At 56.0% G+C, this 26,875-nt stretch carries 25 protein-coding genes; 14 read left to right on the top strand and 11 right to left on the bottom strand.

Translation table 11 applies throughout. The features are described 5' to 3' along the window. Positions 1 to 2: 2 nt before the first annotated feature. The 9 genes from ACOQOY_RS01970 (at position 3) to ACOQOY_RS01930 (ending at position 9,816) form a co-directional block, all read left to right on the top strand. Positions 3 to 2,282, top strand: a complete 2,280-nt coding sequence (locus ACOQOY_RS01970) for a hypothetical protein (RefSeq protein ID WP_420583808.1) — start codon at positions 3 to 5, stop codon at positions 2,280 to 2,282. Further along, complete coding sequence (locus ACOQOY_RS01965; RefSeq protein WP_420583807.1) at positions 2,279 to 3,514, top strand: NAD(P)/FAD-dependent oxidoreductase; 1,236 nt, start codon at positions 2,279 to 2,281, stop codon at positions 3,512 to 3,514. The genes ACOQOY_RS01970 and ACOQOY_RS01965 overlap by 4 nt, the downstream gene beginning before the upstream one ends. Further along, positions 3,514 to 4,125, top strand: a complete 612-nt coding sequence (locus ACOQOY_RS01960; protein ID WP_420583806.1) for a DUF3261 domain-containing protein — start codon at positions 3,514 to 3,516, stop codon at positions 4,123 to 4,125. Before ACOQOY_RS01965 ends, ACOQOY_RS01960 begins: the two co-directional genes overlap by 1 nt. After that, positions 4,122 to 5,333: a beta-ketoacyl-ACP synthase gene (locus ACOQOY_RS01955; protein ID WP_420583805.1), complete on the top strand. Its 1,212-nt coding sequence runs from the start codon at positions 4,122 to 4,124 to the stop codon at positions 5,331 to 5,333. Before ACOQOY_RS01960 ends, ACOQOY_RS01955 begins: the two co-directional genes overlap by 4 nt. Then, entirely contained in the window at positions 5,330 to 5,800 is a 471-nt protein-coding gene (locus tag ACOQOY_RS01950) for a hypothetical protein (protein ID WP_420583804.1), read from the top strand. The genes ACOQOY_RS01955 and ACOQOY_RS01950 overlap by 4 nt, the downstream gene beginning before the upstream one ends. Continuing rightward, complete coding sequence (gene fabG, locus ACOQOY_RS01945) at positions 5,793 to 6,518, top strand: 3-oxoacyl-ACP reductase FabG (protein WP_420583803.1); 726 nt, start codon at positions 5,793 to 5,795, stop codon at positions 6,516 to 6,518. The genes ACOQOY_RS01950 and fabG overlap by 8 nt, the downstream gene beginning before the upstream one ends. After that, entirely contained in the window at positions 6,515 to 7,759 is a 1,245-nt protein-coding gene (locus ACOQOY_RS01940; protein WP_420583802.1) for a beta-ketoacyl-ACP synthase, read from the top strand. Before fabG ends, ACOQOY_RS01940 begins: the two co-directional genes overlap by 4 nt. Before the next feature lie 9 nt (positions 7,760 to 7,768). Then, positions 7,769 to 8,758 (top strand): UDP-glucose 4-epimerase GalE, encoded by a 990-nt coding sequence (galE, locus tag ACOQOY_RS01935; protein WP_420583801.1) that lies wholly within the window; start codon positions 7,769 to 7,771, stop codon positions 8,756 to 8,758. 300 nt (positions 8,759 to 9,058) lie between these two features. Beyond that, positions 9,059 to 9,816 (top strand): IS5 family transposase gene (locus ACOQOY_RS01930; protein ID WP_420583776.1). Its coding sequence is split into 2 segments (ribosomal slippage): positions 9,059 to 9,395 and positions 9,395 to 9,816, totalling 759 coding nucleotides; the frame shifts between segments, so codons are not numbered across the junction. Positions 9,817 to 10,145: 329 nt separating this feature from the next. Here ACOQOY_RS01930 and ACOQOY_RS01925 read toward each other — a convergent pair. Continuing rightward, the gene (locus ACOQOY_RS01925; RefSeq protein ID WP_420583800.1) at positions 10,146 to 10,967 is read right to left on the bottom strand and encodes a class I SAM-dependent methyltransferase; all 822 of its coding nucleotides are present in this window, start codon (positions 10,965 to 10,967) and stop codon (positions 10,146 to 10,148) included. Between the two features lie 87 nt (positions 10,968 to 11,054). Next, the gene (locus ACOQOY_RS01920) at positions 11,055 to 11,807 is read right to left on the bottom strand and encodes an alpha/beta hydrolase family esterase (RefSeq protein ID WP_420583799.1); all 753 of its coding nucleotides are present in this window, start codon (positions 11,805 to 11,807) and stop codon (positions 11,055 to 11,057) included. A 293-nt stretch (positions 11,808 to 12,100) separates the two neighbouring features. Here ACOQOY_RS01920 and ACOQOY_RS01915 point away from each other — a divergent pair, with 293 nt between their 5' ends. The 3 genes from ACOQOY_RS01915 (at position 12,101) to ACOQOY_RS01905 (ending at position 14,910) form a co-directional block, all read left to right on the top strand. Next, positions 12,101 to 12,532 (top strand): ester cyclase, encoded by a 432-nt coding sequence (locus ACOQOY_RS01915; RefSeq protein ID WP_420583798.1) that lies wholly within the window; start codon positions 12,101 to 12,103, stop codon positions 12,530 to 12,532. Positions 12,533 to 12,776: 244 nt separating this feature from the next. Further along, complete coding sequence (locus ACOQOY_RS01910) at positions 12,777 to 13,046, top strand: hypothetical protein (RefSeq protein WP_420583797.1); 270 nt, start codon at positions 12,777 to 12,779, stop codon at positions 13,044 to 13,046. Positions 13,047 to 13,302: 256 nt separating this feature from the next. Continuing rightward, positions 13,303 to 14,910, top strand: a complete 1,608-nt coding sequence (locus ACOQOY_RS01905) for a BCCT family transporter (protein WP_420583796.1) — start codon at positions 13,303 to 13,305, stop codon at positions 14,908 to 14,910. Between the two features lie 77 nt (positions 14,911 to 14,987). Here the strand turns inward: ACOQOY_RS01905 and ACOQOY_RS01900 are convergent, their stop codons facing one another. From ACOQOY_RS01900 to ACOQOY_RS01860, 9 genes are all read right to left on the bottom strand, one after another. After that, positions 14,988 to 15,401, bottom strand: coding sequence for a universal stress protein (locus ACOQOY_RS01900; protein WP_420583795.1), 414 nt, complete (start codon positions 15,399 to 15,401; stop codon positions 14,988 to 14,990). 483 nt (positions 15,402 to 15,884) lie between these two features. Further along, a complete protein-coding gene (locus ACOQOY_RS01895) occupies positions 15,885 to 16,829 on the bottom strand; it encodes a 3-hydroxyacyl-CoA dehydrogenase NAD-binding domain-containing protein (protein WP_420583794.1) in 945 nt (314 codons plus the stop codon). Beyond that, positions 16,829 to 17,563, bottom strand: a complete 735-nt coding sequence (locus ACOQOY_RS01890; protein ID WP_420583793.1) for an SDR family NAD(P)-dependent oxidoreductase — start codon at positions 17,561 to 17,563, stop codon at positions 16,829 to 16,831. Before ACOQOY_RS01890 ends, ACOQOY_RS01895 begins: the two co-directional genes overlap by 1 nt. Further along, positions 17,563 to 18,981 (bottom strand): aminobutyraldehyde dehydrogenase, encoded by a 1,419-nt coding sequence (locus ACOQOY_RS01885; protein WP_420583792.1) that lies wholly within the window; start codon positions 18,979 to 18,981, stop codon positions 17,563 to 17,565. The genes ACOQOY_RS01890 and ACOQOY_RS01885 overlap by 1 nt, the downstream gene beginning before the upstream one ends. Positions 18,982 to 18,998: 17 nt before the next feature. Continuing rightward, complete coding sequence (locus ACOQOY_RS01880) at positions 18,999 to 19,931, bottom strand: 3-keto-5-aminohexanoate cleavage protein (protein ID WP_420583791.1); 933 nt, start codon at positions 19,929 to 19,931, stop codon at positions 18,999 to 19,001. Between the two features lie 148 nt (positions 19,932 to 20,079). Then, positions 20,080 to 20,877: an SDR family NAD(P)-dependent oxidoreductase gene (locus ACOQOY_RS01875; protein ID WP_420583790.1), complete on the bottom strand. Its 798-nt coding sequence runs from the start codon at positions 20,875 to 20,877 to the stop codon at positions 20,080 to 20,082. Further along, positions 20,877 to 22,406, bottom strand: a complete 1,530-nt coding sequence (betC, locus tag ACOQOY_RS01870; RefSeq protein WP_420583789.1) for a choline-sulfatase — start codon at positions 22,404 to 22,406, stop codon at positions 20,877 to 20,879. The genes ACOQOY_RS01875 and betC overlap by 1 nt, the downstream gene beginning before the upstream one ends. After that, entirely contained in the window at positions 22,403 to 23,542 is a 1,140-nt protein-coding gene (locus tag ACOQOY_RS01865; RefSeq protein WP_420583788.1) for an aromatic ring-hydroxylating oxygenase subunit alpha, read from the bottom strand. Before ACOQOY_RS01865 ends, betC begins: the two co-directional genes overlap by 4 nt. A 104-nt stretch (positions 23,543 to 23,646) precedes the next feature. Beyond that, entirely contained in the window at positions 23,647 to 24,663 is a 1,017-nt protein-coding gene (locus ACOQOY_RS01860; RefSeq protein WP_420583787.1) for a GlxA family transcriptional regulator, read from the bottom strand. Positions 24,664 to 24,800: 137 nt separating this feature from the next. On the opposite strand from ACOQOY_RS01860, the gene ACOQOY_RS01855 reads away from it, so the two are divergent. Both ACOQOY_RS01855 and ACOQOY_RS01850 read left to right on the top strand, forming a co-directional pair. Further along, positions 24,801 to 25,766: a glycine betaine ABC transporter substrate-binding protein gene (locus ACOQOY_RS01855; RefSeq protein WP_420583786.1), complete on the top strand. Its 966-nt coding sequence runs from the start codon at positions 24,801 to 24,803 to the stop codon at positions 25,764 to 25,766. Between the two features lie 69 nt (positions 25,767 to 25,835). Continuing rightward, positions 25,836 to 26,873 carry an ABC transporter permease gene (locus ACOQOY_RS01850; RefSeq protein WP_420583785.1) on the top strand — a complete coding sequence of 346 codons (1,038 nt, stop codon included), beginning with the start codon at positions 25,836 to 25,838 and terminating at the stop codon, positions 26,871 to 26,873. Positions 26,874 to 26,875 lie beyond the last annotated feature (2 nt).

Here is a 26,875-nt window from a genome sequence, read left to right as displayed (position 1 = left end):
CAGTGGTTCTGAGTCGTCGGGTTCTGCTATGGATGCTCGCGCAGGCGGTGTGTGCCGTTGTCTTGTTGGCGGGCGTTGTCGACGGGCGCTTTCAAATCAGGGGCGATATCTCGGCCTTTGATCGCATAAACCGAGAAAATGCTGAACTTAACGCGGTGTGGACAGAGCTGAGTGCCCGACAGGCCGGGCATGGCAGTGTTTTGCTATCGCACCATGACCCGGGTCGCGCTGTGGATGCAGCGATTGCGCTTCAGGCTGCCTTGACGGCTCAGCCCGGTCTTTCCTCGGCTGCGTTGACGAAACAGAGCCCTGAGGATCAGCAATTTTCCGAACTCTTGTTGCAGGCTTTTCCCGGAGTTGTAAGCCACAAGGATCGTCATGATCTTGAGCACTCGGAAGGTCAGGGAATTCTGGCCCGTGCGCTGGCCGGTTTGACAATTCCAGGCATGGCCTTGTCTTTTGCCGATCCTGCGCGCGACCCGTTCAACCTGACCGGGCAGGCGTTGATCTCGGCCCTCGATCCAACGACCCCCAATCAATTGATCGGCGGCGTGCCGGTGTTTCGATCGGCTGGCGGCGTGTATCACGTGCGGGTCCCATTTCAGGCAACAGGTGTCAACGATTTGCAAGGGCAGAGCGATCTGGCAGAAACAGTTCGTCTGGCCGTAGCTGAGACAGTGCAGGACAGACCACAGGTTCAGGCCCACTTTCTGGGCGGCGCTTTCTTTTCTGCTGAAATCGCTAAAGCTTCGCGAGCAGAGGCCGAGCGCCTGACATTGCTATCCGCTTTGTGGGTTCTGGCCGTGGTTGTCATATCCATGCGGTCCGTTCGTACGCTGATTGCGACAGCCTTGGTCCTTAGCATCGGATTACTGTGGGGCGGGGCCGCCGCCGCGCTGATGTGGGGCAGTGTGAATACTGTCGCGCTCGGCTTCGCCGGGGGGTTGCTGGGCGTGGTGGCAGATTACGTCTTTCACTATTTTCTGTCGCGACAAGATGGCAACAAACGTGTGGCCTGCGCCACGCGCAGAGCCTTATTGTTCGGAGCCCTCAGTTCTGTTGTGGGGTTTGCCAGTTTGTTTTTCACCTCGTTCGATCTGTTGGCGCAGATTGCCGTGATTGCCTGTGCCGGCATCGCTGCGTCCCTGACGACGATCCTGATCCTGTTTCCCGAAATTGGTTTGCTGCCGATCCCGACAAGTCAGCAACAGGCTTTGTTCAGCGCGAAGATACGGCGTCAGCATCTCCGGTTGGCCGGTTTTCTGGCGCACCCGATCGTCGGTTTGACGCTGCTGGCCAGTGCTTTTCTGGTTCTTGAGCCGCCTTCCGATGATGTTCGAACGTTAGGCCATGTACCTGAGGCGTTGCTGCAGGATGCCGAACTCGGAGCCGAACTGTTTCCCTCAGCTCAGATCAGTCGCTTTCTTGTGGTGAACGCTGAGGACAGCCAAAGATTGCTTGAACGGCTTGAAAAAATTGCACCAATCCTGCGCGATCTTCAGCAGCAAAGGCAGATTACTTCGGCTTTTCTGATCTCGGACCTGATCCCCAGCCTGACTCAGCAGTCTGAGACCGCTGCGTTGGTGCAGAATGGATTGGCGTCACGTTGGGCAGAGGTAACTGGTTTGCCGTTTGTTGTAACGAAGCCAGAACCGCTCACGATTGAAAGCGTTCAGGCGGTCGCGCCGCAGCATCGCGCCCTGCAGGTCGTGCACCATTCGCATGACGGGCGTGTTTGGGCCGCAATCCCTATTGTCGGCGGTACAGCTGCAGCGGTTGCTGAATTGGCACAGCACTTTGAAGATGTGTATTTAATGGATCCGGTCGATGATGCGAACCGGGCCTTTGAACAGTCCCGCAGGGGCGCTCAATTCGCTTTGCTGGCGGCGCTGGCTTTGCTCTGGGCACTGTTCTGTATGCGAAACGGGGTGGCACGCGGTACCAGGTTGGCGCTGGTGCCTGCTGCGGCGGTTGTGGCGGCCCCGATCCTGGCCGCGCTGGTCGGGGTGCCGTTGAACCTGCTGACCGTGATGTCTCTGTTTCTGGTGCTGGCGATCGGTGCGGATTATGCGATTTTCCTTGGCGATCCGGACCTTGGACCGCACCCCGAGACCTATCGAGCCGTAACCCTATCCGCGCTGAGTTCAGTGGGTGCGTTCGCGATTCTCGGGAGCAGCAGCCTTCCTGCCATCCACCAGATTGGGACCGTTTTGTGCGCGGGCCTGACCGTAGCGTGGCTTCTTTCACCATTTTCAACACAAGTCATAGGAACAGATAAATGACGCAGAATTCGACAACCACCGGCGTTGCGATCATCGGAGCGGGGCCTGCGGGCGCGCTGGCGGCCAAGCGGTTGGTTGATGCCGGGCACCGGGTAACGGTGGTCGAATCCGCACGTCACCCGCGGTTTTCGATTGGTGAGAGTCTTCTGCCTTTTTCGATGTTCCCGCTAGAACGTGCAGGGTTGCTGCCCGAGATTGAAGAGGCCGGATTTCAGATCAAGACCGGGGCGCGGTTCGTACGGGGCGAGCAGACGACAGACATTGATTTCCGTCAGAAATACGAACCCGGTTGGGGAACCACCTTTCAGGTACAGCGCGCTCGGTTTGACCAGATCCTGGCAGATGCGGCCGAGCGTGCAGGCGCGGAGATGTTCTATGATACGCAGGTTGTGGGCGCTGATATCTCAGCTCAGAACGCGACGCTGACACTACGCGATGAAAGTGGTCAAGCCACCCGCCTCAATGCCGATTTTGTGCTGGACGGCAGCGGGTTCGGTCGGGTTTTACCCCGGCTGTTGGGGCTTGAGGCCCCGTCAAACCTGCCATTTCGGGGCGCCTTGTTCACCCATATCGAAGATGGCATCTCCGACCCGGATTTCGACCGGGGCAAGATTGTGATCACCGTTCATCCGGAACACCCCGAGGTCTGGTTCTGGCTGATCTGTTTCTCAGACGGGACCAGCTCGGTCGGTGTTGTTCTGGGGAAAGAGCACGACTTGGGCAACGCGGTCGAGGACCATACGCGCCTGTTGTGGCAATGGATCCACGAAACCGATTTGGGACGTTTGCTAAAGAATGCACGCGCAATTCGACCGACGGGCTGTATTCGAGGGTACTCCAAAAATGTCAAAGCCTTGCACGGCCCACGCTTTGCCTTGCTGGGCAACGCAGCCGAGTTTCTGGACCCAGTGTTTTCCAGCGGCGTGACGATTGCATTGCATTCGGCCGACTTGGCCTGCGATGTTCTGCTGCGACAGCTCGAAGGCGTTGATGTGGATTGGACTCAGGAGTTCGAGGCCCCCTTGCGATCCGGTGTGGATGTCTTCCGAACCTTTGTGACCGGTTGGTACGATCAAAGCCTGCAAGAGGTGATCTTTAATCACCCAGCCGAGATCAACAACGTTACCCGGATGGTTACGTCCATTCTGGCTGGATACGCTTGGAATCGGGACAATCCTCTGGTCAAGAAACCAGCTAGCGGTCTGGCTGCAATCAGAAAGATGGTCGCCTGATGCGCCGGTTTTTGGCGTTTCATTTAGCATTGGTTCTGGCCGCCTGCGCAGGCTCGGACCAAGTGCTGCCGCCGCACACTTTGCCATCCGTTCAACTGGAAAACCCTTCTGTTGTGTCCGAAGGTACCCAACCTGCGAGCCCACCGGTAATCAACGCGACCGGGTTGGTTTGGCCAAAACCACCACTGAAGCTTCAGCAAAAGCTGTCGCTGGAGTTCGATGGGCAGACACGGCAAGTGATGGCGTTTCTAAGCCTTTCAGGCGACGTGATCGAGATGCAATTATTTGATCCACTTGGCTTGCCGATAGGATCGTTAAAATGGGTGAACGGTCAGGTCGAGCCGAACAGCGCAGAGATCTTGCCCGCCCCGATATCGGACCGCCATATTCTGGATGACATTGTTTTGGCTTTTTGGCCGCAAGAAATCCTGCCCACGTTGATGCGGTACGATCTGGAATTGGCGGTGGACAGTCATGTCCGCAAGGTCAGTGAAGGGTTGCAGCCTCTGGTCATAGTCACCTATAGCAAACCGTCCGACGTGACCCAGCTGACGATCAACGACCAACAACACGGCTATACGCTGAAAATCTCATCCGTAGAATTGTCATGACCGCACGCCCATACTTCCTGAACGATCTGGGGATTTCCTGCGCATTGGGGCAGGGGAGACAGGTTGTGCGGGCGGCGCTTTTGGCCGGGGATCAATCCGGGATTCAACCTGATCCAGGGTACTTGCAACGCGGTGAGACGGTTGTCGGCATTGTGCCGGGCCTGAATGAAAATTTGCCCCCATTGCCGCGTTCGAAACAGTTCTTAACACGCAGCAACCGCATCCTGTATAGCGCGCTAATGCAGATCGAGGGTTCGATAGCCCGTGCGGTGGACTTCTATGGTCCAGAGCGTATGGGCGTTGTGATTGGTGCAACAACAAGCGGCATTGAAGAAGGTCGGTTGGCGCTGGCAAGAGCCCATGCTGATGGTGCGTTTGGGTCCGATTTTCGATTGGAAATGCAGGAACTGGGCAATCCATCGGACTTCGTTTCCTCGCTTTATCAGCTTCAGGGGCCATCATTTACGATCTCAAACGCCTGCTCATCAGGGGCCAACGCGCTGGCCGGCGGTGCGCGCTTATTGGCGACCGGGCAGTGTGACGCAGTTATCGTTGGCGGCGTTGATGCGTTAACCAGTTTGACTTTGAACGGGTTTGATGCGCTTTCGTCGATTGCGCCGAGGCTATCCAATCCGTTCTCGGCCAATCGCAGCGGCATCAATATCGGAGAAGGTGCAGCTGTATTTTTGATGACGCGCCAGCACTCTGACGTGGCGCTTTTAGGGTGGGGCGAAACCTCGGACGGGTATCACATGAACGCGCCGGACCCGTCAGGTCAGGGGGCGATAGACGCAATGCAAAAGGCGATGTCTATGGCCGGGTGCGAAGCGGCTGACATTGCCTATGCCAATCTGCACGGAACCGGAACGCGGGCCAACGACGCGATGGAATCTCTGGCGGTCGCTCAGGTGCTCGGGCATGACGTCCCAGTCAGTTCGACCAAACCCATGACCGGCCACACGCTTGGGGCCGCTGGCGCCATTGAGGCTGGCTTTCTGTGGTTGTTGCTGTCCCGTGCTCTGTCGGATACAGAGCTGCCGCCGCATCTGTGGGATGGGCAATTGGGAATGGATTGCGAACCATTGAATTTTGTCAAGCAGGGTGAAACTGGCCGCACGAAACGACGGGGCTCGGCGATGATCAGCAACTCATTCGCTTTCGGAGGCAACAATTGCAGCCTTGTTTTGGGCAGGAGCGAACAGCCATGACAAACGCGACCCAGGCCAGATCCGAGGATATCGTTCAGTTCATGCCGCATGACCGGCCCATGGCGCTGTTAGATCGGCTGGTCGAGACGCAAAATGGGCGTCTTACGGCCGAGGTTAGGATTGGGCCGGATTCAATGTTCAACCGCCCGGGCGAAGGCGTACCGAGCTATCTATCACTTGAATACATGGCGCAAGCGGTTGCGGCATTGGATGGCTTTTGGAAGGTGCAACGCGGCCGCGAACCGTCTATCGGCTTTTTGCTGGGAACCCGCGCGATGCCCTTGTCCAGGCCCTTTTTTGACGTCGGAGAAGTGCTGACCGTGACCGTCGAAGAGCGGTTCAATGACGGAAACATGGCATCCTTCGACGGAAGAGTGGACAGTGGAGCCGAGACCGTCGCCTCTGCCACGTTGAACGTGTATTGCCCGGATGGGGCCGAAGTGACGAAGGAGGCCGAAGATGCCTGAACGTATTCTGGTCACTGGTGCGAGCAAAGGGTTGGGGGCTGCGATAGCTCAGAAGCTGGCGGGTGACGGGTTTGAGATTGCGTTGCACTACGGGCGCGACCGCGATGGTGCAGAAGCTCAGGCTGAGGCGATCCGAAACCAGGGAGCCGCGTGCAGCTTGCTGTCTTTCGATGTCTCCAATCGTGACCAGTGCCGGGACATTATCGAAGAGGATATCGCGCAAAACGGGGCCTATTTCGGTGCTGTTCTGAATGCTGGTGTGACGCGCGACGGCGCCTTTCCTGCCCTCACTGGCGAGGATTGGGATGGCGTGGTCGATACCAACCTGAACGGGTTTTACAACGTGTTGCATCCGCTTTTGATGCCAATGATCCAACGTCGCAAACCTGGGCGGATCGTCACGATGACGTCGGTCTCGGGGATTATCGGCAATAGGGGGCAGACCAACTATGCGGCGTCAAAGGCCGGATTGATCGGGGCATCCAAGTCTCTGGCCATTGAACTTGCCAAGCGCAAAATCACAGTGAACTGCGTGGCGCCGGGCATCATCGAGACCGCCATGACCTCGGAAATGCCCGGCGATATGGTCAAAACTCTGATTCCGATGCAGCGCGCAGGTCTGCCAGAAGAGGTCGCAAATCTGGTGTCCTTCCTGTGCTCTGACGGTGCCTCTTACATCACCCGGCAAGTGATCGCCGTGGACGGAGGGCTGCAATGACGCGCAGGGTCGTCGTAACAGGCATGTCCGGCGTCACGTCTTTGGGCGAGAGTTGGGGCGTTATTCGGCAACGGATGGAGAAGGGGCAGACCGGCATCCGATACATGCACGAGTGGGATGACTGCCAAGATCTGAACACTCGGCTGGGGGGGCCGATCGACACATTCGAGCCGCGTGATCACTATAACCGCAAGGCTCTCAGAACCGCCGGGCGGGTGGCCGCACTGTCGATGTATGCCTCTGAGAAAGCGCTGGATGTGGCAGGTTTGAAGGACGACACCGAGCGGCTTCAGACAGGGCGTGCCGGAGTTGCTTACGGCTCGTCCTTCGGCAACGTTGATCCGATCATCGATTTTGCCCGGCTGCTGACGGATCGCACAGCACGCAATCTGAATGCGGCAAGCTATGTGCGCATGATGAGCCATACCTCTGCTGTCAATATCGGTATCCATCTGGGGCTGACCGGGCGGGTACTGCCGACGTCATCGGCGTGCACCTCAGGCAGTATGGGTATCGGATTTGCCTATGAGGCGATCCGGGATGGGCATCAGGACATCATGCTGGCTGGCGGGGCCGAGGAAATGAGCGTCGGTATGAGTGCCGTTTTCGACACGCTGTTTTCCACCAGCGCTCTGAACGATCACCCGGATCAGACGCCGCGGCCTTACGACAGCGCCCGAGACGGTCTTGTGATCGGTGAGGGCGCAGGGACTCTGATCCTTGAAGAGTTGGAACAGGCCACCTCACGCGGAGCACCCATTTTCGCTGAGATTGTTGGTTTTGGCACGAATTCGGACGGCAGTCATGCGACGCGACCGCAATCCGAAACGATGCAGACTGCTCTGCGACTGGCATTGCAAGACGCCGGACTGGAACCTGAAAGCATTGGTTTCGTCAGCGGCCACGGAACCGCAACGGATGCTGGTGACATTGCAGAAGTTCATGCAACCTCAGCCGTTTTTGACCGTGCCGTCCCCATGCACTCGCTTAAGGGGCATTTCGGACACTCGCTTGGGGCCTGTGGAGCCATCGAAGCCTGGCTGGCGATTGAGATGATGAATGACGGCTGGTTCCCGGCAACGGCAAACCTCTCAGACCCTGATCCAAGATGCCTGGCTGTCCGCGCTGCGACGCCCGACTTCCTGATCGGCGCGGCGCGTGACATCCAACCCCAATTTGTGATGTCCAACAACTTTGCCTTTGGCGGAATCAACACGTCCCTAATTTTCAAAAAGGTCTGATCAGAACTTATGCAAGATGCACTCTCACCGATCCTGGTGACCGGAGGGGCGGGCTTTATTGGGGCCCATCTGGTCCGGCATCTTCAGTCTCGCAACTGCGACGTCGTCGTGGTGGATGATCTCTCCAACGGTCTGCGGGCACGCCTGCCTGACACCGTGCCGTTCTATGAAACATGCATCAGCCGAGTAGATGAGATAACGCAGATTCTTAACAGACATCACTGCCGCACAGTGGTGCATCTGGCAGCGTCGAAATCTGTCGCGGAATCAGTGCGCGATCCGCTGGTTCACTATCAAAACAACCTGTCCCACAGTGTTTCTCTTTTGGAAGCCTGTGCGGCGGCAGATATTCGGCAGTTCCTGTTTGCATCTTCAGCTGCCGTATATGGCGACGTTCCCGGAGGGGTAGTGACCGAGGACGCCATGCCTCTGCCCAAATCCCCCTATGGCTTATCCAAGAAGATGTTCGAAGACGTGCTTCTGTCTTCGGTCGAACATTATGGAATGGCCTGCGCCATTCTGCGCCTGTTCAATGTGGCAGGCCGCGGCACGTTCATGTCAAATGAAGACAACGTCGGAAGTGAACCCAGCCTTCTGGACGCTTTGGCCGCTTGTCGGTTGCAGGCACGCAATACAGGCAAGATCGAATTCCAGATTCTCGGTGACGACTATGACACGGAAGATGGCACTTGCGAACGCGATCTTGTCCACATTGACGACGTGACCGAGGCATTCTGGCGCAGCCTTCAGTACATCTCTGAAACCGGCAAAAACCTCGTCGTCAACTGTGGCAGTGGTACAAGTCGTTCAGTGAAGCAAATTGTACATCGTTTTCGCGACACGCATGCTCCGTTGATCACTCCAGTTTACGCGCCTAGGCGTCGGGGTGACATCGCAAAGATCTGTGCCGACATCAGCGCTCTTAAACATGCCACGGGATGGGAGCCGGTCCACAGCGAACTTGACAGAATTCTGGTGTCGATATCCGGGCCGTCTTAAATGGAAATGGCTCAGTCTATTTTGCGCCTTTCACGTCTAGCTGCAACAGTTGCAAACAGATCGGGCCCGGTCTGCGTTTATTACTCGAGACACATGTCACGGCCAGATCTTGATAGAGAGTTCTGACGACCGCCGGCATCCATTATATTATATGCACTTATTGTTCAAAATTTGCTGCGAGAAATCCTGATTTGAAAAGCGCACTTTTCGAGATTTTACTCAAGAAAATTAGGGTCTGTTGACATTTGGGATTCACAATTTGTCTGAACTCTGATTCAAGTTTCCAAAATGGAGGTTTGAATGGACGAAAACCGTTTTGTGATTTCGGATGATCTTTGGGAGAAGATGGCGCTGCTCCTGCCCGGCAAGGCCGGTGACCCGGGGGCGACGGGTCAGGATAATCGACGGTTCATGGAAGCGGTACTTTGGCGCGTACGAACAGGCGCGCCATGGCGTGACCTACCCAAGGATTTCGGTAACTGGAATTCGGTTTTCAAACGCTTTCGTCGATGGGCCAAAGCCGGTGTGTTTGAGAGTCTTTTCAATGCTATAAGCAGAGAGCCCGACCTCGAATACGCTCTGATCGACGGAACAATTGTGCAAGTCCATCAGAAGGCGTCGGGCGCAAAAGGGGGACTCAGCATCAAGCCATCGGACGCTCTCGCGGCGGGCTGACGACCAAGATTGTGGCCCTGGTCGATGCGCTCGGCAACTTGTTCCGTTTTCTGCTTCTACCGGGGCAAGCACACGACATGAAAGGAGTTGCTCCCCTGATCCAGGATGTCTCCTTCGGAGCTTTGCTGGCCGACAAAGCCTTCGATTCTGATTGGCTTCTGAAAGACCTTGATGAGCGCGGCGCTACTGCTGTTATCCCGCCAAAATCGAACCGAAAAATGCTGAGAGACTACGATACCCACATGTACAAGTGGCGTCATCTGATTGAAAATTACTTCGCAAAGATCAAGGAATTCAGAGGTATAGCAACGCGATACGACAAGACCGACATCAGTTACGCTGCTAACTGGCACCTCTGCGCTATGCTCGTCGCCGCACGCTGATTGTCAACAGACCCTAGATGAGGTTCACTGGCGCGCGCAGTGGGTTTCCGGATTTTGATGCGCACAGTGGGCAATTGTCGAACAATCAAACCAGAATTCGCAGCCGTCGGCGGCTGTGATTTTCTTAGCGCAGCGATTTGAGGTGGAAATTACGTTCCCGGCGACAAAAATAGAGGCCGGTCACATGACACATTTTCACGCGAATGTCCGCTTTTGACGTGCTTCAACGTGGAACAGGTCAATAAACTAAATGTCTGCTAGAGGCTGCCGTCAGTCATTCAAGCATACCGCAGAGAATGACTATTTCGAGCGTCGATGCAACAATCGCGTCAGGCCGCGCAAATGAAACGGTAAGTCAACAAACGACGTTCATCCAGCGCCAGAAGTTGGTTTTGAACCATATCACTGGCGACGTTCCCAAAGAGAATCTGTGTCGTAACCGGCATGGTGCGATCAGACTTGGGCTTCGAAATTCGCGCCTTTAGCCAGTCATAGCTTTCAGCCGTCGAGTCTTCTTCTTCCAAAATCCTAAAACCTGCGTCTTGCAGAAAACTAGCCATTTCTTTCGGGGTTGCGAGATAACTGATCGAGGCGTCCATAGCCCAAGGCGTCGGATAAACAACGTCACCACCTTCGCCCTGTAAAATGTCATAAATTCCAAATCGTGCTCCCGGCTTCAGGACGCGACGGGCCTCTTTGTACACCGAAAGCTTGTCCGGGATGTTCATCGCGACATGGACAGTTACTGCGCCGTCAAAACTGCTGTCCGAAAATGGTAGCTTTGTTGCATCTCCATGAATAAACGTGGTTTGTTCACTCAGACCGACCCAATCAGAAATGGCCTTGGCTGCGTCGCAAAACTCTTGCGTCAGATCTATGCCTGTAACCTTAGCGCTGGATTCTTCCGCAATTGTTCTGGTGACCCCGCCCAGTCCACTACCAATATCAAGTACATTCGCGCCTGGCGTTAACTCCAGTTTCTCCAATAGCTGTAAAGTCGCCTGTCTGCCTCGGAAATGGAACTCATCGATTGGTTCCAAGTCAGCGGCGCACAGTTTCTTCGGGTCAATGCCCGCGGCCCTCAGGCTATCAGCTATCTGGTCGATCAGGCTACGGCCGCGGCCATAGTGATTGGACACTTGTTCTTTCATTTTCTCACCCTTTCATCAAATAAGTCGGGTGCTGCTGAATACATATCCGACCAAAGGAGCCGAAGAGTATGCGGGGCAATCGAGTGCTTAAGGTAGCGCTTCGAACCAGTCGAGCACCGCGTCCCGCCAGCCCTCTGGCACACCGTGCCCGCCTTTGGTGACTTTCAACCGGATGGAGCCTGCGTCACAGTCCACCCAATCCTTCTGCATCGAGTCATCGTCGTCAAAGCTGTTTTCCGCGCTTCCCAAACAGGCGTTCTGTCGGCGCCAGACATCCAAGCCCTTCATGACGTTACCCTGGTGAAAATCGACACCCTCCCATGTCAGCTGTCGGCCTTCGAACGGCACCATTCGGTCTTTAAAGCCATGTACGTGAAACAGGTGAACCGGCGCATCGCAATCAGTGGTCATGGGCTCCCAAAATGCCCCAGCCGCCGCAGCAAAACCGCTCGCCAACTCTGGCGCATGGCACGCGAGGTCCCAGACCATTGAGCCACCGCGGGAGAAGCCTGCGATCAGTATTCGCGACGGGTCAATTCCGAAGCGCTCCACCGCGTCGGCGCGCACGGCGTCGATAAAGGCGACATCATCGCGCGCCAGATCATATCCGTCAGCCACACCCCAATCGAGGTCTTTGTCATTAATACTGGGCTGCCCGCTCGGCATAATCACAGCGTAACCGCGCCGGATGAAAGGGTCGACATAGGCGGCATTCTGGATCATCGCCTTGCCAGACCGTCCATAACCGTGCAGCCAGATGACGGCAGGCGGTTGATCCGGAGTCTCTGGCAGGGCCACGTAGTACTCCCCGCCTTCCAGTGTGCAAGGCGCATCTGGCACGCCACACTCTCCGTCAGAGGTGAGGGCAGTGTTCGGCTTCGCAGCAGTAAGAATAATGGCAAAACCGAGCGTCAAAATGCGATTGCGCGTTTCCGGTCGCATCATAAGTGTACCTCTGTCGCTAGATCACAGAAATCATAGCACAGCGTTGCGCATCTCCGAAGGCAGCGGCCTGGATGTCTGGAAAAACCTCTACTGTTTGTTTCAGTGGCAACGAGGGATCACTCTGAGCCCTTAACACCCGAATTAGCGCCGTGATATGTTGAGCCTATCATAAATGCCGGGACAACTTCATGACGCTATCTGATCTTGTTACGCGATTTTACCACGAAGTATGGAACGCGGTGGACATCGACTGCGCTCGAGAAATCCTACACCCGGAGTTCGATTTTCGTGGGAGCCTTGGGCCGAAACGCTCGGGGCCGGATGAGTTCATTCGTTACATGGAAGAAGTTCGAGCGGCCCTTCCGGATTTTCAATGCAATATCGTTGAAATCGTGGATGCAGGAGAAAAAGCAGCTGCACGAATGTCCTTCGCCGGCACGCACCATGGTAAATTCTTCGGGGTAGACGGAACGCAGCAACAGATCGAATGGTCCGGGGCGGCATTCTTCACCATGCGGGAACAAAAAATCGGGAGCCTCTGGGTTTTGGGTGACATTGATTCAATCAAGAGACAATTGAATGCCCACCCAAAAGTCGCGTTTCTTGATCCATGTGAATAGCGGCAGCTTTGTTGCCAAAGATGGACCTCGACGTGAGGAGCGCCGCAAGGTGTGTAATTTTGACGGGTAAAAGGGGCTATACCGCACGGGAAAGCACACGCTATTAAACAGAATAATAAGTCCTGCGGTAACCTTCCAGGCGGCATTGTAGGACTAATGGGCGTTAGTTCGCTGGTGGCAAGAACCGCTGCGGCTGTACTCACTCCAGACGCCGCAGAAGGGCCGTATTATCCAACAGCCAGCCATGCAGAGACCCAACATAGACAACGACCTCGTTAAATTCAAAGGACGTTTTGAAGAAGCTGGCGGCGAAGTCTTTACACCGCGTGGAACGATTACAGCTGCAAATGGACACCCCCTTGCCAGACATCGCATCGAATTCTGGCAATGCGACATGGACGGCAACTATATGCACCCGCGCGACCGCCGCAGTGTTAACTTAGATCAGGCTTTCCAGGGCTTTGGCCGTGATGCAACTGACAACGGCAGGAACCACGTGTTTTGCACAATTTAACCTACGATCTACCCAGGGCGTACTCCACATATTCATGTAAATGAGCTTGATGGAAATCGCGAACTGTTGACGACGCAGTTTTGTTTTAACGGCCATCCGAACAGTTCCCGCGAAGGGCTGCTCAAACCCCTAATTCTGTCCGATGGGTGCTGACGTCACACAGTCTGTTGTGGCAACTGCGTCCGACTGAGTGTTGGACAAAACGCCGCAGGTTGTGCAACGCTAATGCGCATAACACAGCGCTATGGGAGGTAAAATGTCAGATACAAGTCAAAAAAAGATGCTCGACCCAGACCCTCGCGTCTGGGATTTCGAGACTGAGTATGAACTCGGACAGGACAATATCAGACCTCTCGGGTTGGATATCCATAACCCTGTCTTCATCGTCTCTGGTTTGCTGATCCTAGGCTTCGTGATCGTGGCATTGGCCAATCAGGAAGCTGCCGCAGCATTTTTTGGTTGGCTTCGGCCGTGGCTGACCAGCACCTTTGATTGGTTTCTTGTGTTGTCGGTAAATGCGATCACCTTGTTCTGCCTGGCGCTCATTGTCTTGCCGGTCGGAAAAGTCAGAATTGGCGGAAAAGACGCAAAACCGGACTACTCGTATGCGGGTTGGATCGCAATGATGTTCGCTGCAGGGATCGGGATCGGTCTTCTGTTCTTTGGTGTTTTGGAGCCAGTGTACTACAACTTCTCGGAAGATGGTAATGCGCGCCCCTTGAACATCGACATCAGCGAGCCCGGCAATGAATATATCGGTGTTGTTGGTACGATCCATCACTGGGGTCTCGAAGGCTGGGCTGTGTACGCTGCCGTGGGTCTGGCACTGGCGATTTTTGCGTACAACTTGAACCTGCCACTGACGCTTAGGTCGGCGTTCTTTCCGCTGCTTGGTGAACGTGTCTGGGGCTTCTGGGGGCATGTCATCGACACGCTGGCCGTGTTTGCGACACTCTTCGGACTGACCACCTCATTGGGTCTCGGTGCGCAACAGGTTGCCGCAGGTTTGAATGAAGTGTTTGGCATCACGCCTTCACCGACATTGACCGTCATCATCATTGTCGCGATCACGCTCATAGCGCTTGGTTCTGTTTTGATGGGAATGGATGCAGGTGTGAAACGGCTGTCTGAGATCAACATGATAATGGCTGTGTGTCTGTTTATTTTTGTGATCGCGGTGACCGGAGTTGCGGCGGCGATTGCTCGCTACGTTTCAGTCATGGTTGACTATGTCACGCTGCTACCTGCGCTCTCCAATCCCTTTGGCAGAGAGGATACCAGCTTTTTCCATGGCTGGACTACATTCTACTGGGCATGGTGGATTGCGTGGTCTCCTTTCGTGGGAATGTTCATTGCCCGGATTTCTCGGGGTCGTACTGTGCGTGAGTTTGTGCTTTGTGCACTTATCGCTCCTACAGCGGTCTGCGCATTGTGGATGTCCACTTTTGGCGGGGCCGCGATTGACATGCTGAATGCAGGTAGCGCTGAAGGTGTCAAAGCAACCGTCATCGACAGTTATGCGCCAGAGGGCGCCTTGTTCGGTTTCCTCAAGGAGTTGCCTCTGTACAACATCGTCGCCCCGATCTCGCTAATTTTGATCGTGATCTTCTTTGTCACGTCATCTGATTCAGGGTCGTTGGTTATCGATACGATCACCGCAGGAGGCAAACTGGATGCGCCCGTTGTTCAGCGTGTTTGGTGGTGCACTTTGGAAGGTCTGGTAGCCATTGCCCTTTTGCTGGGCGGTGGATTGAACGCCCTCCAAGGGGCTGCCGTATCTATGGGGATTCCATTTACGCTGGTGATCCTCCTTATGTGCTACTGTCTGTGGTTGGCTTTACGATCCGAATACAAAAAGCTGTAACAAGCGGACTAAAGAAACGATGGCTTCCTTAAGAAAAAGGGAGCCATCACATCGTTTTACCGAGGTTTTTGAATCGACTAGTTTCGAACAACGAAAACCGAGCAACTGGCGTGTGTTACTACGTGGCTGGCGGTCGTTCCCAGCAGGTAATCCTGAATCTTTGGGTTGGCCGCCTCCATCACGATCATATCCACGTTGCGTTCATCGGCGAGCTTTACGATTTGGCGATGCACAGCACCGGTTCGAACAACAGTTTCTAACTCGACACCTTCCGCCGGGTGATCTTTCACAAACTTTTCCAATTGCTCGTTCCAATACCCAACAGAGTCGCGAATATTCAAATTCCGCTCCATTTCTGGCGCAACTGTCACCACGAGAAGCCGCGCTTCTCTGCGTCTAGCCATTGCGATTGCTTCCTCGTAGGCGCTGTAGTCCAACCTGACATGACGAAGATTGAGCGGGCATAGGATTAAATTGGTATCACGCGGCATCTTCACCATCCCGTTTCACGCATTTGGTCAATAGGTATTGAATGACTTTGCATGGTGGACAGTCAAGAGTGACCGCGTCCCACAAACGGCAGCCGCTTTTGTTCGCAGAGCAGATTTCACTCTGCTCCTTATTGTGAACTGCGAGTGTTCGCTTTGAGCCAAGGGTGTCTATTCGGGCTCCTCGCTGCGTGCGCTCGTAGCAGGCAAGCCTCTGCATTTGCATAGTCTTGAGCGCTGCAGGGCTGCCACGAAACCAGCCATTTGTCGTCCGCGCGGGAAAGGTCCAAGTTTCATGGATCAAGACATGGGACATTTCGACCCATTCCGTTTCCATAATATCAGCTGTCGGTTTGTGCTCGCCGTAAACGACGTCATGTGAGAGGCAGTTTCATGCTCCGGCTCTCCCTGATGCAGTCCCGTTCCAGCATCGGAGTTTGGTATTGGCGAATGAACCAAGTCGACAGGACCAAGGCCATGGAGAGCTCACGGCTTCGACTGCGTTCTGATGTCCTTGAGAGACTTTTGCATGGCGACGATGAGAGCGTCTCGCTCTGCGGCGAGACTCCGGGGAGATCGCCCGTTTGCCTCGTCGTTGATGCCTTGAACGAGCGCTTCGATTACGTCGTCGTCGAGATGCGGTTGACCCAACCCGTCCCACCAACCGTTGAACGTGTCCCGGAAGTGTTCACAAAAGGCACGCAATCCGCCATCACCCGCCCCAAGGTTAAAGAGCATCGTCGGACCCATTGCAGCCCATCTCAAACCAGGTCCAGCCCACATGGCCTTGTCTATGTCTTCCACCGATGCCACGCCTTCTACAGCCATATACACCGCTTCGCGCCAGACCGCGGCCTGCAAGCGGTTGGCTACATGACCCGGCATGCCCTTCTTGATGCGGATCGTGACTTTACCGATGTCGTGGTAAAACGCTTCGGTTCGCTCAAGCACGCCCGGTCCTGTTTGCGCGTTCGCCGTAAGCTCGACTAAGGGGATCAGGTGCGGCGGATTAAATGGATGTCCAAGGATGAGAGGCGCGGGCTCTTTCCAACCCCTTTGCAATGCCTCTAGCGTCATCCCCGAAGTCGAGCTTGAGACAATCGCACCTTCACTGAGCACCGGTTCAATTTCCGAGTACAAAGCGTGCTTGATCGCCTCTCTTTCGGGGACGTTCTCTTGCACAAAATCGGCACCTTCAACCGCATGGGAGGCTGTTGCAGCAAATGTCAAAGCGTCTGTGGTCGCCCTTTCGGTCAATCCCAACTCTTCGAGCGTCGGCCACGCAGTCTCCACAGCCTCGCGGGTTTGCCTTTCCGTCTCCGAAGCCGGGTCATAGACTGTGACCGATCGCCCAGCCGCAAGAAAAAGCGCAGCCCAGCTTGATCCGATAACACCAGCACCAAGTATCGCCGTATGGGAGATATTTGACATCAGAATACTCCGGGGTTGAGAGGCGACGCGGCTGTCATGCCGCCATCGATGGTAAAGAGCTGGCCCGTTGCAAAACCAGCCTCATCAGAGGCGAGCCAGACCGCCATGCGGGCAATGTCCTTTGGCTCGCCGAACCGACGAACAGGGTGGCGCGCCAGCGCATCTTTTTTTGCTGCGACCGGATCGCTCGCAAGATCGAACCCGGCCTCCAACATACCAGTATTGATCCACCCCGGACAAATCGCATTGCATCGAACATTGGGGCCATGATCCACCGCAATCGACCGTGTGAGCCCATGCACAAAGGATTTTGATGCATTGTAAAGCGCCATGGATGGATCCGCGACCTTGCCAGAGATCGAGCCGATATTGATAATACTGCCGCCCGCTCGAATGTTCGGAATGAAGGCACGACAACAGTTGAACACACCTCTGCAATTGGCGCCAATCACGAGGTCCCAATCCGCGTCGCTGCTTTCCGTCACAGTCTTTTCAACCTGAACGCCAGCGTTGTTGACAAGAATGTCTATCGCACCGACTGCCGAGGCGGCTTGTTCTACGGCTTTGGGGTCGCTCACATCAAGACTGCGCCAGTCGCCGGGTAAGGCGTCCGGGGCTTCGCCACGCCCGCACGCGATGACCGATGCGCCCTCGGCGAGGAAGGCTTCGACAATTGCGCGTCCGATCCCCTGGCGTCCGCCTGTAACGAATGCACGTTTTCCAGCCAACCGCATCAGTGCGCGACCATCACATGGCGGATTGAGGTGTAGGCATCGAGTGCATAGACGCTCATGTCACACCCGGTGCCAGATCCTTTCATGGCCGCCCACGGCATTTCGGGCGTTCCCACACCATGCGTGTTGACCCACGTGAAGCCATAGCGCAGACGCGATGTCATCGACATGGCCCGCCCCACATTGGCCGTCCAGACAGAGGACGAGAGGCCATATCGACCCGCGTTGGCCACCTTGATCGCCTCATCAGCATCGGAGAACCGCGAGAGCGTGACAACCGGGCCAAAAACTTCATCTGTTGCAATCTCGGCGGCATTATCAACGTTTGCAACGACCGTCGGTTGATAGAAGAAGCCGGAACCGTCTTCGCTCGCACCGCCTGTGACGATCTCAGATCCCAAGCGCGCACGATCGACAAAGGCTGCAACGCGCTCACGTTGCGTGGCTGACACAATGGGTCCCATCTCCGTACCTTCGTCTTTCGGAGCACCCACCTTGATCTGTTTGACCTGTGCTTCAACCGCTGCGACGAGCTTTTCGTAGACGCTGTCCTGCACCAGCACCCGGCAAGGCTGTGCGCAATCCTGCCCGGCATTGAAGAAGCTGCCGTAGCGGATCGTTTCGGCCACGGCCTCCAGATCGGCATCCTCGAAAACAATGACCGGAGCCTTGCCGCCAAGTTCGAGATGCACATGGCGGATTTGCAGGCTCGCGGCCCGCATTGCTGCCATGCCTGTCGCCGGGGACCCTGTGACGGTGATCGCTTCCATTTGGGGACTGTTGATCAGTTGGTCGCCGATCGTTGGACCGGGGCCGTGGATTATATTCAACACCCCTTTTGGCAGGACGTCTTGCAGAAGGTCCGCAAGCCGCAAAGTTGACAACGGCGTAATCTCTGATGGTTTTAGAACCACTGTGCAGCCAGCTGCGATCGGCGCTGCAATTTTCCAAGCCGCCATCATCAGCGGATAGTTCCAAGGCGCAATCGCCGCCACTGGACCAACCGCGTCACGGCGGATCATTGACGTGTGGTCCGCTACGTACTCTCCTGCGGCAGATCCTGTCATAGTGCGCGCGGCACCGGCAAAGAAACGAAAAGTATCAATCGTCAGAGGAAACTCGTCATCACGAGCCGAGGGCCAAGGCTTGCCGACATCAAGGCTTTCGAGCTCTGCCAATTCATCCTGGTTGGCCTCGATGATATCCGCGATCTGCAACAGCAGGGCGGCGCGTTCAGCAGGGGGAGTGTGTCGGAAAGTCTCAAACGCTTCCTCGGATGTCTGAACAGCCGCGTCGACCTGGTCGGCGCTGGCTTGCGCAATCTGACCTATGGTCTCTCCGGTCGCAGGGTTCAGTACGTCGATTGCGGCTCCGGCCCCATCGACCAATTCCCCGCCAATCAGCATTTTCGTCTGCATGTTTTCCACCTCCCCGATCAGAAGTTTACCCGGTCCGCGCCCTTGAGCGCCAATCGCTCCCGCGCCTCGGCGGGTGTTGCGACGGTTAGTCCGAGGTTCTCAACGATTTCCCGTATTTTTCGGACTTGCTGAGCGTTTGACGTGGCAAGTTCGCCTTTGCCAATGAACAGGCTGTCCTCCAGTCCAACCCGAAGGTTGCCACCTAAGAGCGCGGCCTGCGTGGCAAAAGGCATCTGATGACGCCCGGCTGCCAGCACCGACCACTCGTAGTTTTCAGAACCAAAAAGCCGATCCGCGATCGTGTGCATGTGCATCAGGTTGTCAAGATCGGCCCCCACGCCCCCCAGTATGCCAAACACCATCTGAATGAAGAACGGCGGCTTGATGAGCCCCTGATCCACAAACCATTTCACATTATAGAGGTGACCAAGATCGTAGCATTCAAACTCGAACCGCGTGCCATGCTCTCCGCCGAGTTTTTCGATGGCATACCGGATTGTCTTGAACGTGTTGGGAAAGATAAAGTCCTCGGTCATCTCGAGGAAAGGGCGTTCCCAATCGTGCTGGAACTCGGTGTATTTCTGCAGCATCGGAAAAATGCCAAAGTTCAACGAGCCCACGTTCAGCGATGCCATTTCCGGACTTGTTTTTGTCGCCGCAAGCATCCGGTCGTCCATTGACATGCCGAGGCCCCCGCCGGTTGAAACGTTGATCACAGCATCGGTCGATTGTTTGATGACCGGCATGAATTGCTGGAACAGCTCCGGCCTTGGATCAGGCTTACCTGTTTCGGGATGGCGCGCGTGCAGGTGGATGATTGACGCTCCGGCCTCGGCGGCTTCAATGCTGGCGGTCGCGATCTCGGCCGGTGTGATGGGCAGATGCGGGCTCATTGTAGGGGTGTGGATGCCCCCGGTTGGGGCGCAAGTGATGATTACGGATTTTGGCATGTCTCAACCTCCGGTGACGCAACGAGTCGCAGGTGCTGCCGTGGATTTTGGGGTCGGTAGATCAGATGCGTGCCGGGCGTTTCTCCGAACGTAGGACAGCACGCAGGCGTCTCTGCCTCTTCCATCGTTCTGGGCTGAATAATGAGGGTCATAGGCGCATTTGCTGAACCTGAGCGCTCAGCCCTCCGTCCAACACCCAGAGTTGCCCGCTGGCATATCGTGCCTCGTCACTGGCCAGCCAGTTGACGAGGTTCGCAATGTCTTCGGGTGTGCCATAGGTGCGCATCGGATGCACATCGCGCACCGCTTGCTGCAATTGATCAATGGTCTTGCCGCCACCGCCCGAGCCGTCGCCGGTAAAGAAACTCTGGAGCATTGGCGTGTCGATATAACCGGGGCAAATCGCATTAACGCGGATGCCTTCGGGGCCGTGATCACAGGCCATGGCCCGGGTCAGCGCGTGAACCGCGCCCTTCGTGGCGCAATAGGCGGCAAGCCCCGGATCGGCGATGAACCCGTCATAGGATCCGAAATTGATAAGAGAGGCGGACGAGCCGTCCTTTGTCGCCGCGCGCATCAGTGGCAACGCGTGTTTGGAGGTCAGAAACGTGCCCGTCACGTTCACCGCAAAAGAACGGTTCCATTCATCAAGGCTAGTTTCCTCGATCGTTTTTTCGATCTCGATACCGGCGGCGTTCACCAGAATATCTAGTTTGCCGTGTTCTTCGCGGACCTTCTCCATCGCGGCGATAGCCTCTGGTTCGGAGGTCACATCCAGCCGAACGAAGCGGCTGCGAGCCTTGACAGCTTCCGTTAAAGAACCGCTTTCGTTCAGGTCGGCCGCGTATACGATGGCGCCTTCCCGCGAGAAGCGATCCACGATCGCGCGGCCAATACCGCCGCGACCACCGGTCACCAACGCGACTTTTCCGTCTTGCGTACCCATTAGGTGTTCTCCCCAGTTGGTGGAAAGCGGTAACGCGCGGCTGCCACCGTCCAATCCATGTGATTGCGCACGTACTCCTGACTGGCGTCGCGCGGCGGATTGTAGTCCCATGCCTCGCCGGCTCCGCATTCCATTGCCGCATGTAGCGCACGTCGCGACTTCTGCGTGCGCAGGACATCTGCCCGAAGGCCTTTGCTGTCCCAGCGTTCTGCGACCTCCGCGGCGAAGGCGGCTGCCGCTTCGGCGTAAGCAGGGTCGCCCACAAGATTTGAGCGCTCATCGGGGTCGCTGGCTACATCGTAGAGCTGCGGCGGATCGACATCGCAATGGATATACTTCAAGCTGCCGCGCCGGATCATGAAGACAGGCCATGGCGTCATCTCGGCGCAATATTCGCCAATTGCGATGTCTTCAGAGGCATCCTCACCACGTGCAAGGGACATCAAGGATCGCCCGTCAATCGGCTCACCCAGCATGTCTCGCCCTCCGCCTGCGATATCGAGGAAGGTTGGCAAAAGATCGACCAGAGAACAGGCGTTTGACACCGCACCCTTGGACACACCGGGACCTGCGAAAATCATCGGAACACGTGCGGATTGTTCAAAGAAGGTCATCTTGTACCAAAGACCCCGCTCACCGAGCATGTCTCCATGGTCGGCTGTCACGATGATCAGGGTGTTGTCGATCTCGCCAGTGTCTTCCAGCGTTTTCACAATGGCGCCGACTTTGCTGTCGAAATAGCTGACATTCGCCAGATATGCGCGCCGAGCACGGCGTACTTCTTCCTCGGTCAGTGGCACGGTCGAGGCCTCGATCCCGTCCATGACACGCTTCGAAAACGGATCGTGCTGATCGAGGGGCAAGCCTTCGGGCATGTCGATCTCGTCATCGCTGTAAAGATCCCAGTATTCCGGCTTGGCAATGTAGGGGTCATGCGGGTGGATAAAGCTTGCCACCAGGCAAAACGGCGCGTCATCGCCTGCGGCCCGATCTCTGCCACGGTCGATCAACCAACGTCGCGCCGCGAATTCCACCTCGTCATCATAGTCGGTTTGGAAGGTGGCAACCGCCACACCACTTTCCTTGACCGTTTGCATGTTGTGGTACCACTTGTCGATCCGCTCATCATGGGCCTCCCAGTCCGGAGTCCACGCGAAATCTGACGGATAGATGTCGGTTGTGATGCGATCCTGAAACCCATGCATCTGGTCAGGTCCGACAAAATGCATCTTGCCCGAAAGGCAGGTCCGATAACCCAATGCCTTGAGGTAGTGCGCAAATGTCGGCACACTTGCGCGAAACTCCGATGCGTTGTCGTACGCAGCGATCCGGCTGACAAGTTGTCCAGACATGAACGCGAACCGCGACGGCGCACAGAGCGGCGAATTGCAATAGGCGGCATCAAAGCGCATGCCCCGCGCGGCCAGCGCATCCATGTGCGGAGTTTTTGCAAACTTATGTCCGTAGGCGCCGATAAAGTGCGGGGCCAACTGATCGGCCATCACTACAACAATATTCGGCCGCGTCATGGGGCAGCCTTTGCATAGGCATCGAGGACCAGACCGTGGAAATGATGTACCGCGTGTTCGGATTTGCCTGATCCGGACGGATCAGAAACGATACGACCTTGCGTGAAGGCCGGCGTTTCCATCCCGCGCTGCACGCTTTCGACAAGGCCGATATCCTCAACCTGCAATACCTCGTCCAGATAGCGCATCGCGTCGAGTTCCATCGGGTCCGGCTCTGGCGTCTCGAGAAAGAAATCATAGGTTTCCAGCGTGCGATCCGGCCCGACGGGGATGATATTAAGCACAATCATGCTGGACCGCCCCGGATATCGCATCAGACAAGTCGTGGGCCAAAGCCACCAGACCGCATGGGTTTTCACGGTCGCGTTTGAGACGTCATAGGCGGAATTGGCGTATTGCCCGGCGTCAGCCATGTGGCTGGAATAGATGTCATAGGTCGTGACTTGGTACGTGTCCATGTCCACAAGATCGCAAAAATCCTTGTGGGCGGTCGGACAGTGGTAGCATTCAAGGAAGTTGTCGACGACATTCTTCCAGTTGGACTTGATGTCGTAGGTCAGCCGCTTGCCAAAGGTGAGCTTGTCGATATCGGGTGCCCAATGGCGGATCTCTGTCTCAAGTTTGCCGGATTGATCCGTAAGCGAGGCGGCCTGCGGGTCGAGATTGACAAAAACGAAGCCTGCAAATTCCTCAACCTGAACGGAATCCAAACAAATGTCGCGTGGCGAGAAATCTTCCAGATGATCGGTTTCAGGCGCGCGGACAAGTTGCCCATCAAGCTTATACACCCATGCATGGTAAGGGCACATGATGCGGGTCGTTTCTCCCTCGCCGCTCAACAACTCATGCGCTCGGTGTTTGCAGACGTTGTAGAACGCCCGCAAAACCCCTTCGCGATCCCTGACCACGGCGATCGGGTGACCCGCGATGCGCGTCGCCACGTAGGAGCCGGGCGTGCGCAGCTTTTCAACATGACACACCCATTGCCAGGACTTGGCAAGGATTCCGGCGCGGTCCACCTCGTACCAATCCGCGTCCACATAAGCCTCTTTGCGCAATGAGAGCGCTCGATTGGGATCGGGGTCGAAGCCAGCTTTGATTGCTTCAAACGCGCTCTGGTCTGGAAAACGGGTCATGGCTGTCCTCGCGGCTGGAATCGGGCTCTATTGACACAGCATTTCTCAGATCAAAGCGGCACGCTTATCACAAATAGCCACTGATTTCACTTTGTTCGCCACCTTCACGGTGCGCGGTGCATTGGCCATGCTCGGAACTCGAATGGAATTCGTCCCTGCACTCGGTCTTTGCTTGGCGGGAGGCCAAAACGCTCTTTGTAGGCTCTGCTAAAGTGGACCTGACTCGAAAACCCGCTCGCAAAGGAGATTTCGGACATGCTCAGGTCTGTTTGCGTTACAAGGCCACGAGCACGGTCGAGGCGGATGTCACGGTAGTAAAGGGCCGGTGTTTTCCGCACACATTGAGCAAAGAGCCTATCAAGTTGGCGATGTGACAACCCGACATGCCGGCAGACCTCGGCAATAGACAACGGTGTTTCTAAGTTCGCCTCCATGACCTGGATGGCGGCGCGTACACGCGCCGGGACAGAATTGCCTAATGGTTCCGCATCTTCGGGGTATTGCAATGCCCCGTGATCTCGGACAGGAGGAGCAAACACATAGCGTGCAGCAGCATTGGCCAGGGCGCTGCCGTGGGACTGCTGGATCAGGTGCAAGGCCATATCAAGCGACGCTGCCCCTCCACAGCAGGTCACGCGACGGCGGTCGATGACCCAAAGTGCCTCACTGATGCCCGTGTTCGGAAATAGCTCCTGGAACGCATCAATATGTTCATAATGGACTGTTGCCGTATAGTTCTCTAGCAATCCGGCGTGGGCGAGAATAAAGGCCCCAGTGTCTATGCCCCCCAGGATCGCCTGACGTTTTGCAGCATTTCTGAGTTCCGCACGAATTGCTGTCGACACGTGTCGCTCGGGTTCCCAACTTGAGGAAACCACGAGCATATCTGCCTCACTCATCCCAGCATCTGAGAACTTGGTGGAGTTGACCTCAACACCATTGCTGGCCAACACCATGCCACCCGTCTCGGACACGATTTTCCAGCGGAACAATGTCATGCCTTCTAGGTAATTGGCGGCGCGAAACGGGTCGAGAAATGTCATCGTGGCCGCCAAATTGAAAAACGGTGTTACAGCGATTCTCAATTCGCTCGCCTTGTCCTTTCCCCCTTGCTCGAGCATCTGCCAGTTCCTCCTGCTCAGTTGCTACGGCAGAAAATTCGTCCAACCAAGTAAAATTATCGGCCAAAATCATCCATATCAGGATCAAGAATCCTGCCTAGCCTGATCGTCAATCAAACTCGACAGGGAGAAGATCGATGAAAAACAAGCTGACCGCTGTCGCTTTTGCGGCTGCACTTGGAACCGCCAGCGCGGCGCATGCGGACTGCGGTGAAGTCTCGATCACTGAAATGGATTGGGCATCGTCCGCCGTGGTGACGCACGTCGCGAATTTCCTCATGACCAATGGCTACGGGTGCACCGTGCAACTTGTGCCATCCTCTACAACCCCGGCGATGGCGTCCATTGCTGAAACTGGTGAGCCAGACATTCTGACCGAGCTTTGGACAAATTCCTCGCCGGTCTACGAAGACCTCGTCGCAGAGAACAAGTTGGTCGAACTGACCCATGTCCTTTCCGACGGCGGTGTCGAGGCGTGGTGGATCCCCGCTTACTTGGCCGAAGAATATCCGGAACTGACCACAATCGATGGAATTTTGGCCAATCCGGAACTTGTCGGTGGCCAATTCCATGACTGCCCTGCTGGTTGGGCATGTGATGTCGTAAACAACAACAATCTCCGCGCCCTCGACGCCGCTGGGAATGGCTTGGAGCGGTTCCAACATGGTTCAGGCGAGACGCTCGCAGCAGCAATTGCGGCAGCCTATGAAAGCAAAGCACCATGGTTTGGCTATTATTGGGCTCCGACATCGGTTTTGGGCCAGTACCCCATGGTTCAAGTTGAAGTCGCTGGATTCGATCAGGAAGCCCATACCTGTAACGGTGACCCTGAATGCACCAATCCCCAGGCATCTGCTTATCCGACCGCAAAGGTCGTGACTGCCGTTGCTCCGGGCCTGCTCGAACGCGAACCAGAAATAGTCGACTTCCTGACAAACATGTCCTTCACGAACGCGCAGATGGGCGAAGTGCTGGCCTGGCAGGACGCAAACGGAGCATCCTACGAAGAAGCAGCCGTCTATTTCCTGCAGAACTACGGCGACGTCTGGGGCAACTGGCTCAATGACGATGCGCGCGGAAAACTCGCTGCCCTGCTGCAATAACAGAACAAATGATAACAGGCGCGCCGGGTTTAACTTAGGCGTGCCTTTTCGCCATGAGCGGGGGATCCGATGGCAACCTATGAAGGATTTTTCAATGCGTTGGGTCTGCGTGATTGGTGCGACGCGGACGCCGCCAATGCGCCGATGTCGATGGCACAACTTCTGGTTCAGGCACAAGGTGGTGACGTCGACGATGCCGAAGGTGGCGGACTTCCCTTTCCTTCACTCGACGTGCTCCATGACGCCTGCCCAGCTATCGGGCAGACCCGTGATTTGACCGCTGCGTTGGAAACCGGTTTTCTCGCGATGCGAGACGAGCTCAAGTTCGTTTTGGATCCACTTACGCAACCGTTGAGCTGGATGCTTGATGGCGCGCTTGCGCTGTTTCAGTGGACTCCTTGGTGGGTCATGATCCCGGTGCTGCTCATCGGGACCTGGTTTGCGAGCCGGTCCCGCGGCGTGACGGCGTTTGTGGCATTTGTTCTGCTCTTTTTTGCATTTATCGATCACTACGACGTTGCGATGCAAACGCTCGCGATCGTATTTGTCTGTACGAGCCTCTCGGTAGCAATCGGAGTGCCTGTCGGGATTGGCATGTCTCGATCGGATTTGACGCAGCGTCTGATCGTGCCTGTTCTTGATCTTCTTCAGACCCTGCCGACCTTCGTCTATCTCATACCGTTGATCTTTCTGTTTTCGGTCACTGAGTCAAAGCTCTACGGGATCGCAATCATTCTATACGCCATCGTGCCCGTGATCCGCCTCACCGATTTGGGCATCCGGCTTGTCGACCGTGACGTCATCGAAGCAGCCGATGCATTCGGAATGACCAAACGCCAGAAGCTCTGGCGCGTCCAACTTCCGCTGGCGCTGCCGAATATAATGGCGGGCATAAACCAGACCATCATGATGAGCCTCGCAATGGTTGTGATCGCTTCGCTCGTCTCTGCACCAGGGCTCGGAGTTCTGGTCCTGCGCGGCATTCGCAATCTCGAATTGGGCGTTGGAATCGTGGCGGGCCTTGGGATCGTACTTCTCGCCGTCATTCTGGATCGTGTCTCCAAGGCCGCACTTGGCCGCGTCGACAAGCAAAGCAAGGCGCACTGACC

The organism is Ruegeria sp. (assembly GCF_965221235.1).
Lineage (GTDB): Bacteria > Pseudomonadota > Alphaproteobacteria > Rhodobacterales > Rhodobacteraceae > Ruegeria.
Note: the sequence above shows the minus strand (reverse complement) of the source record. Positions and strands in the feature narration are given on the sequence as shown.

What these genes read in the sequence shown, in the direction of transcription:
- ACOQOY_RS01895 (WP_420583794.1), bottom strand. Translation starts at nt 16,829, where the DNA reads ATGTCAAATATCTCCCATACGGCGATACTTGGTGCTGGTGTTATCGGA.
- ACOQOY_RS01940 (WP_420583802.1), top strand. Translation starts at nt 6,515, where the DNA reads ATGACGCGCAGGGTCGTCGTAACAGGCATGTCCGGCGTCACGTCTTTG.
- ACOQOY_RS01910 (WP_420583797.1), top strand. Translation starts at nt 12,777, where the DNA reads ATGCAGAGACCCAACATAGACAACGACCTCGTTAAATTCAAAGGACGT.
- ACOQOY_RS01955 (WP_420583805.1), top strand. Translation starts at nt 4,122, where the DNA reads ATGACCGCACGCCCATACTTCCTGAACGATCTGGGGATTTCCTGCGCA.
- ACOQOY_RS01890 (WP_420583793.1), bottom strand. Translation starts at nt 17,563, where the DNA reads ATGCGGTTGGCTGGAAAACGTGCATTCGTTACAGGCGGACGCCAGGGG.
- ACOQOY_RS01855 (WP_420583786.1), top strand. Translation starts at nt 24,801, where the DNA reads ATGAAAAACAAGCTGACCGCTGTCGCTTTTGCGGCTGCACTTGGAACC.
- ACOQOY_RS01965 (WP_420583807.1), top strand. Translation starts at nt 2,279, where the DNA reads ATGACGCAGAATTCGACAACCACCGGCGTTGCGATCATCGGAGCGGGG.
- ACOQOY_RS01950 (WP_420583804.1), top strand. Translation starts at nt 5,330, where the DNA reads ATGACAAACGCGACCCAGGCCAGATCCGAGGATATCGTTCAGTTCATG.
- betC (WP_420583789.1), bottom strand. Translation starts at nt 22,406, where the DNA reads ATGACGCGGCCGAATATTGTTGTAGTGATGGCCGATCAGTTGGCCCCG.
- ACOQOY_RS01900 (WP_420583795.1), bottom strand. Translation starts at nt 15,401, where the DNA reads ATGCCGCGTGATACCAATTTAATCCTATGCCCGCTCAATCTTCGTCAT.
- ACOQOY_RS01850 (WP_420583785.1), top strand. Translation starts at nt 25,836, where the DNA reads ATGGCAACCTATGAAGGATTTTTCAATGCGTTGGGTCTGCGTGATTGG.
- galE (WP_420583801.1), top strand. Translation starts at nt 7,769, where the DNA reads ATGCAAGATGCACTCTCACCGATCCTGGTGACCGGAGGGGCGGGCTTT.
- ACOQOY_RS01865 (WP_420583788.1), bottom strand. Translation starts at nt 23,542, where the DNA reads ATGACCCGTTTTCCAGACCAGAGCGCGTTTGAAGCAATCAAAGCTGGC.
- ACOQOY_RS01880 (WP_420583791.1), bottom strand. Translation starts at nt 19,931, where the DNA reads ATGCCAAAATCCGTAATCATCACTTGCGCCCCAACCGGGGGCATCCAC.
- ACOQOY_RS01925 (WP_420583800.1), bottom strand. Translation starts at nt 10,967, where the DNA reads ATGAAAGAACAAGTGTCCAATCACTATGGCCGCGGCCGTAGCCTGATC.
- ACOQOY_RS01960 (WP_420583806.1), top strand. Translation starts at nt 3,514, where the DNA reads ATGCGCCGGTTTTTGGCGTTTCATTTAGCATTGGTTCTGGCCGCCTGC.
- ACOQOY_RS01875 (WP_420583790.1), bottom strand. Translation starts at nt 20,877, where the DNA reads ATGGGTACGCAAGACGGAAAAGTCGCGTTGGTGACCGGTGGTCGCGGC.
- fabG (WP_420583803.1), top strand. Translation starts at nt 5,793, where the DNA reads ATGCCTGAACGTATTCTGGTCACTGGTGCGAGCAAAGGGTTGGGGGCT.
- ACOQOY_RS01860 (WP_420583787.1), bottom strand. Translation starts at nt 24,663, where the DNA reads ATGCTCGAGCAAGGGGGAAAGGACAAGGCGAGCGAATTGAGAATCGCT.
- ACOQOY_RS01915 (WP_420583798.1), top strand. Translation starts at nt 12,101, where the DNA reads ATGACGCTATCTGATCTTGTTACGCGATTTTACCACGAAGTATGGAAC.
- ACOQOY_RS01885 (WP_420583792.1), bottom strand. Translation starts at nt 18,981, where the DNA reads ATGCAGACGAAAATGCTGATTGGCGGGGAATTGGTCGATGGGGCCGGA.
- ACOQOY_RS01905 (WP_420583796.1), top strand. Translation starts at nt 13,303, where the DNA reads ATGTCAGATACAAGTCAAAAAAAGATGCTCGACCCAGACCCTCGCGTC.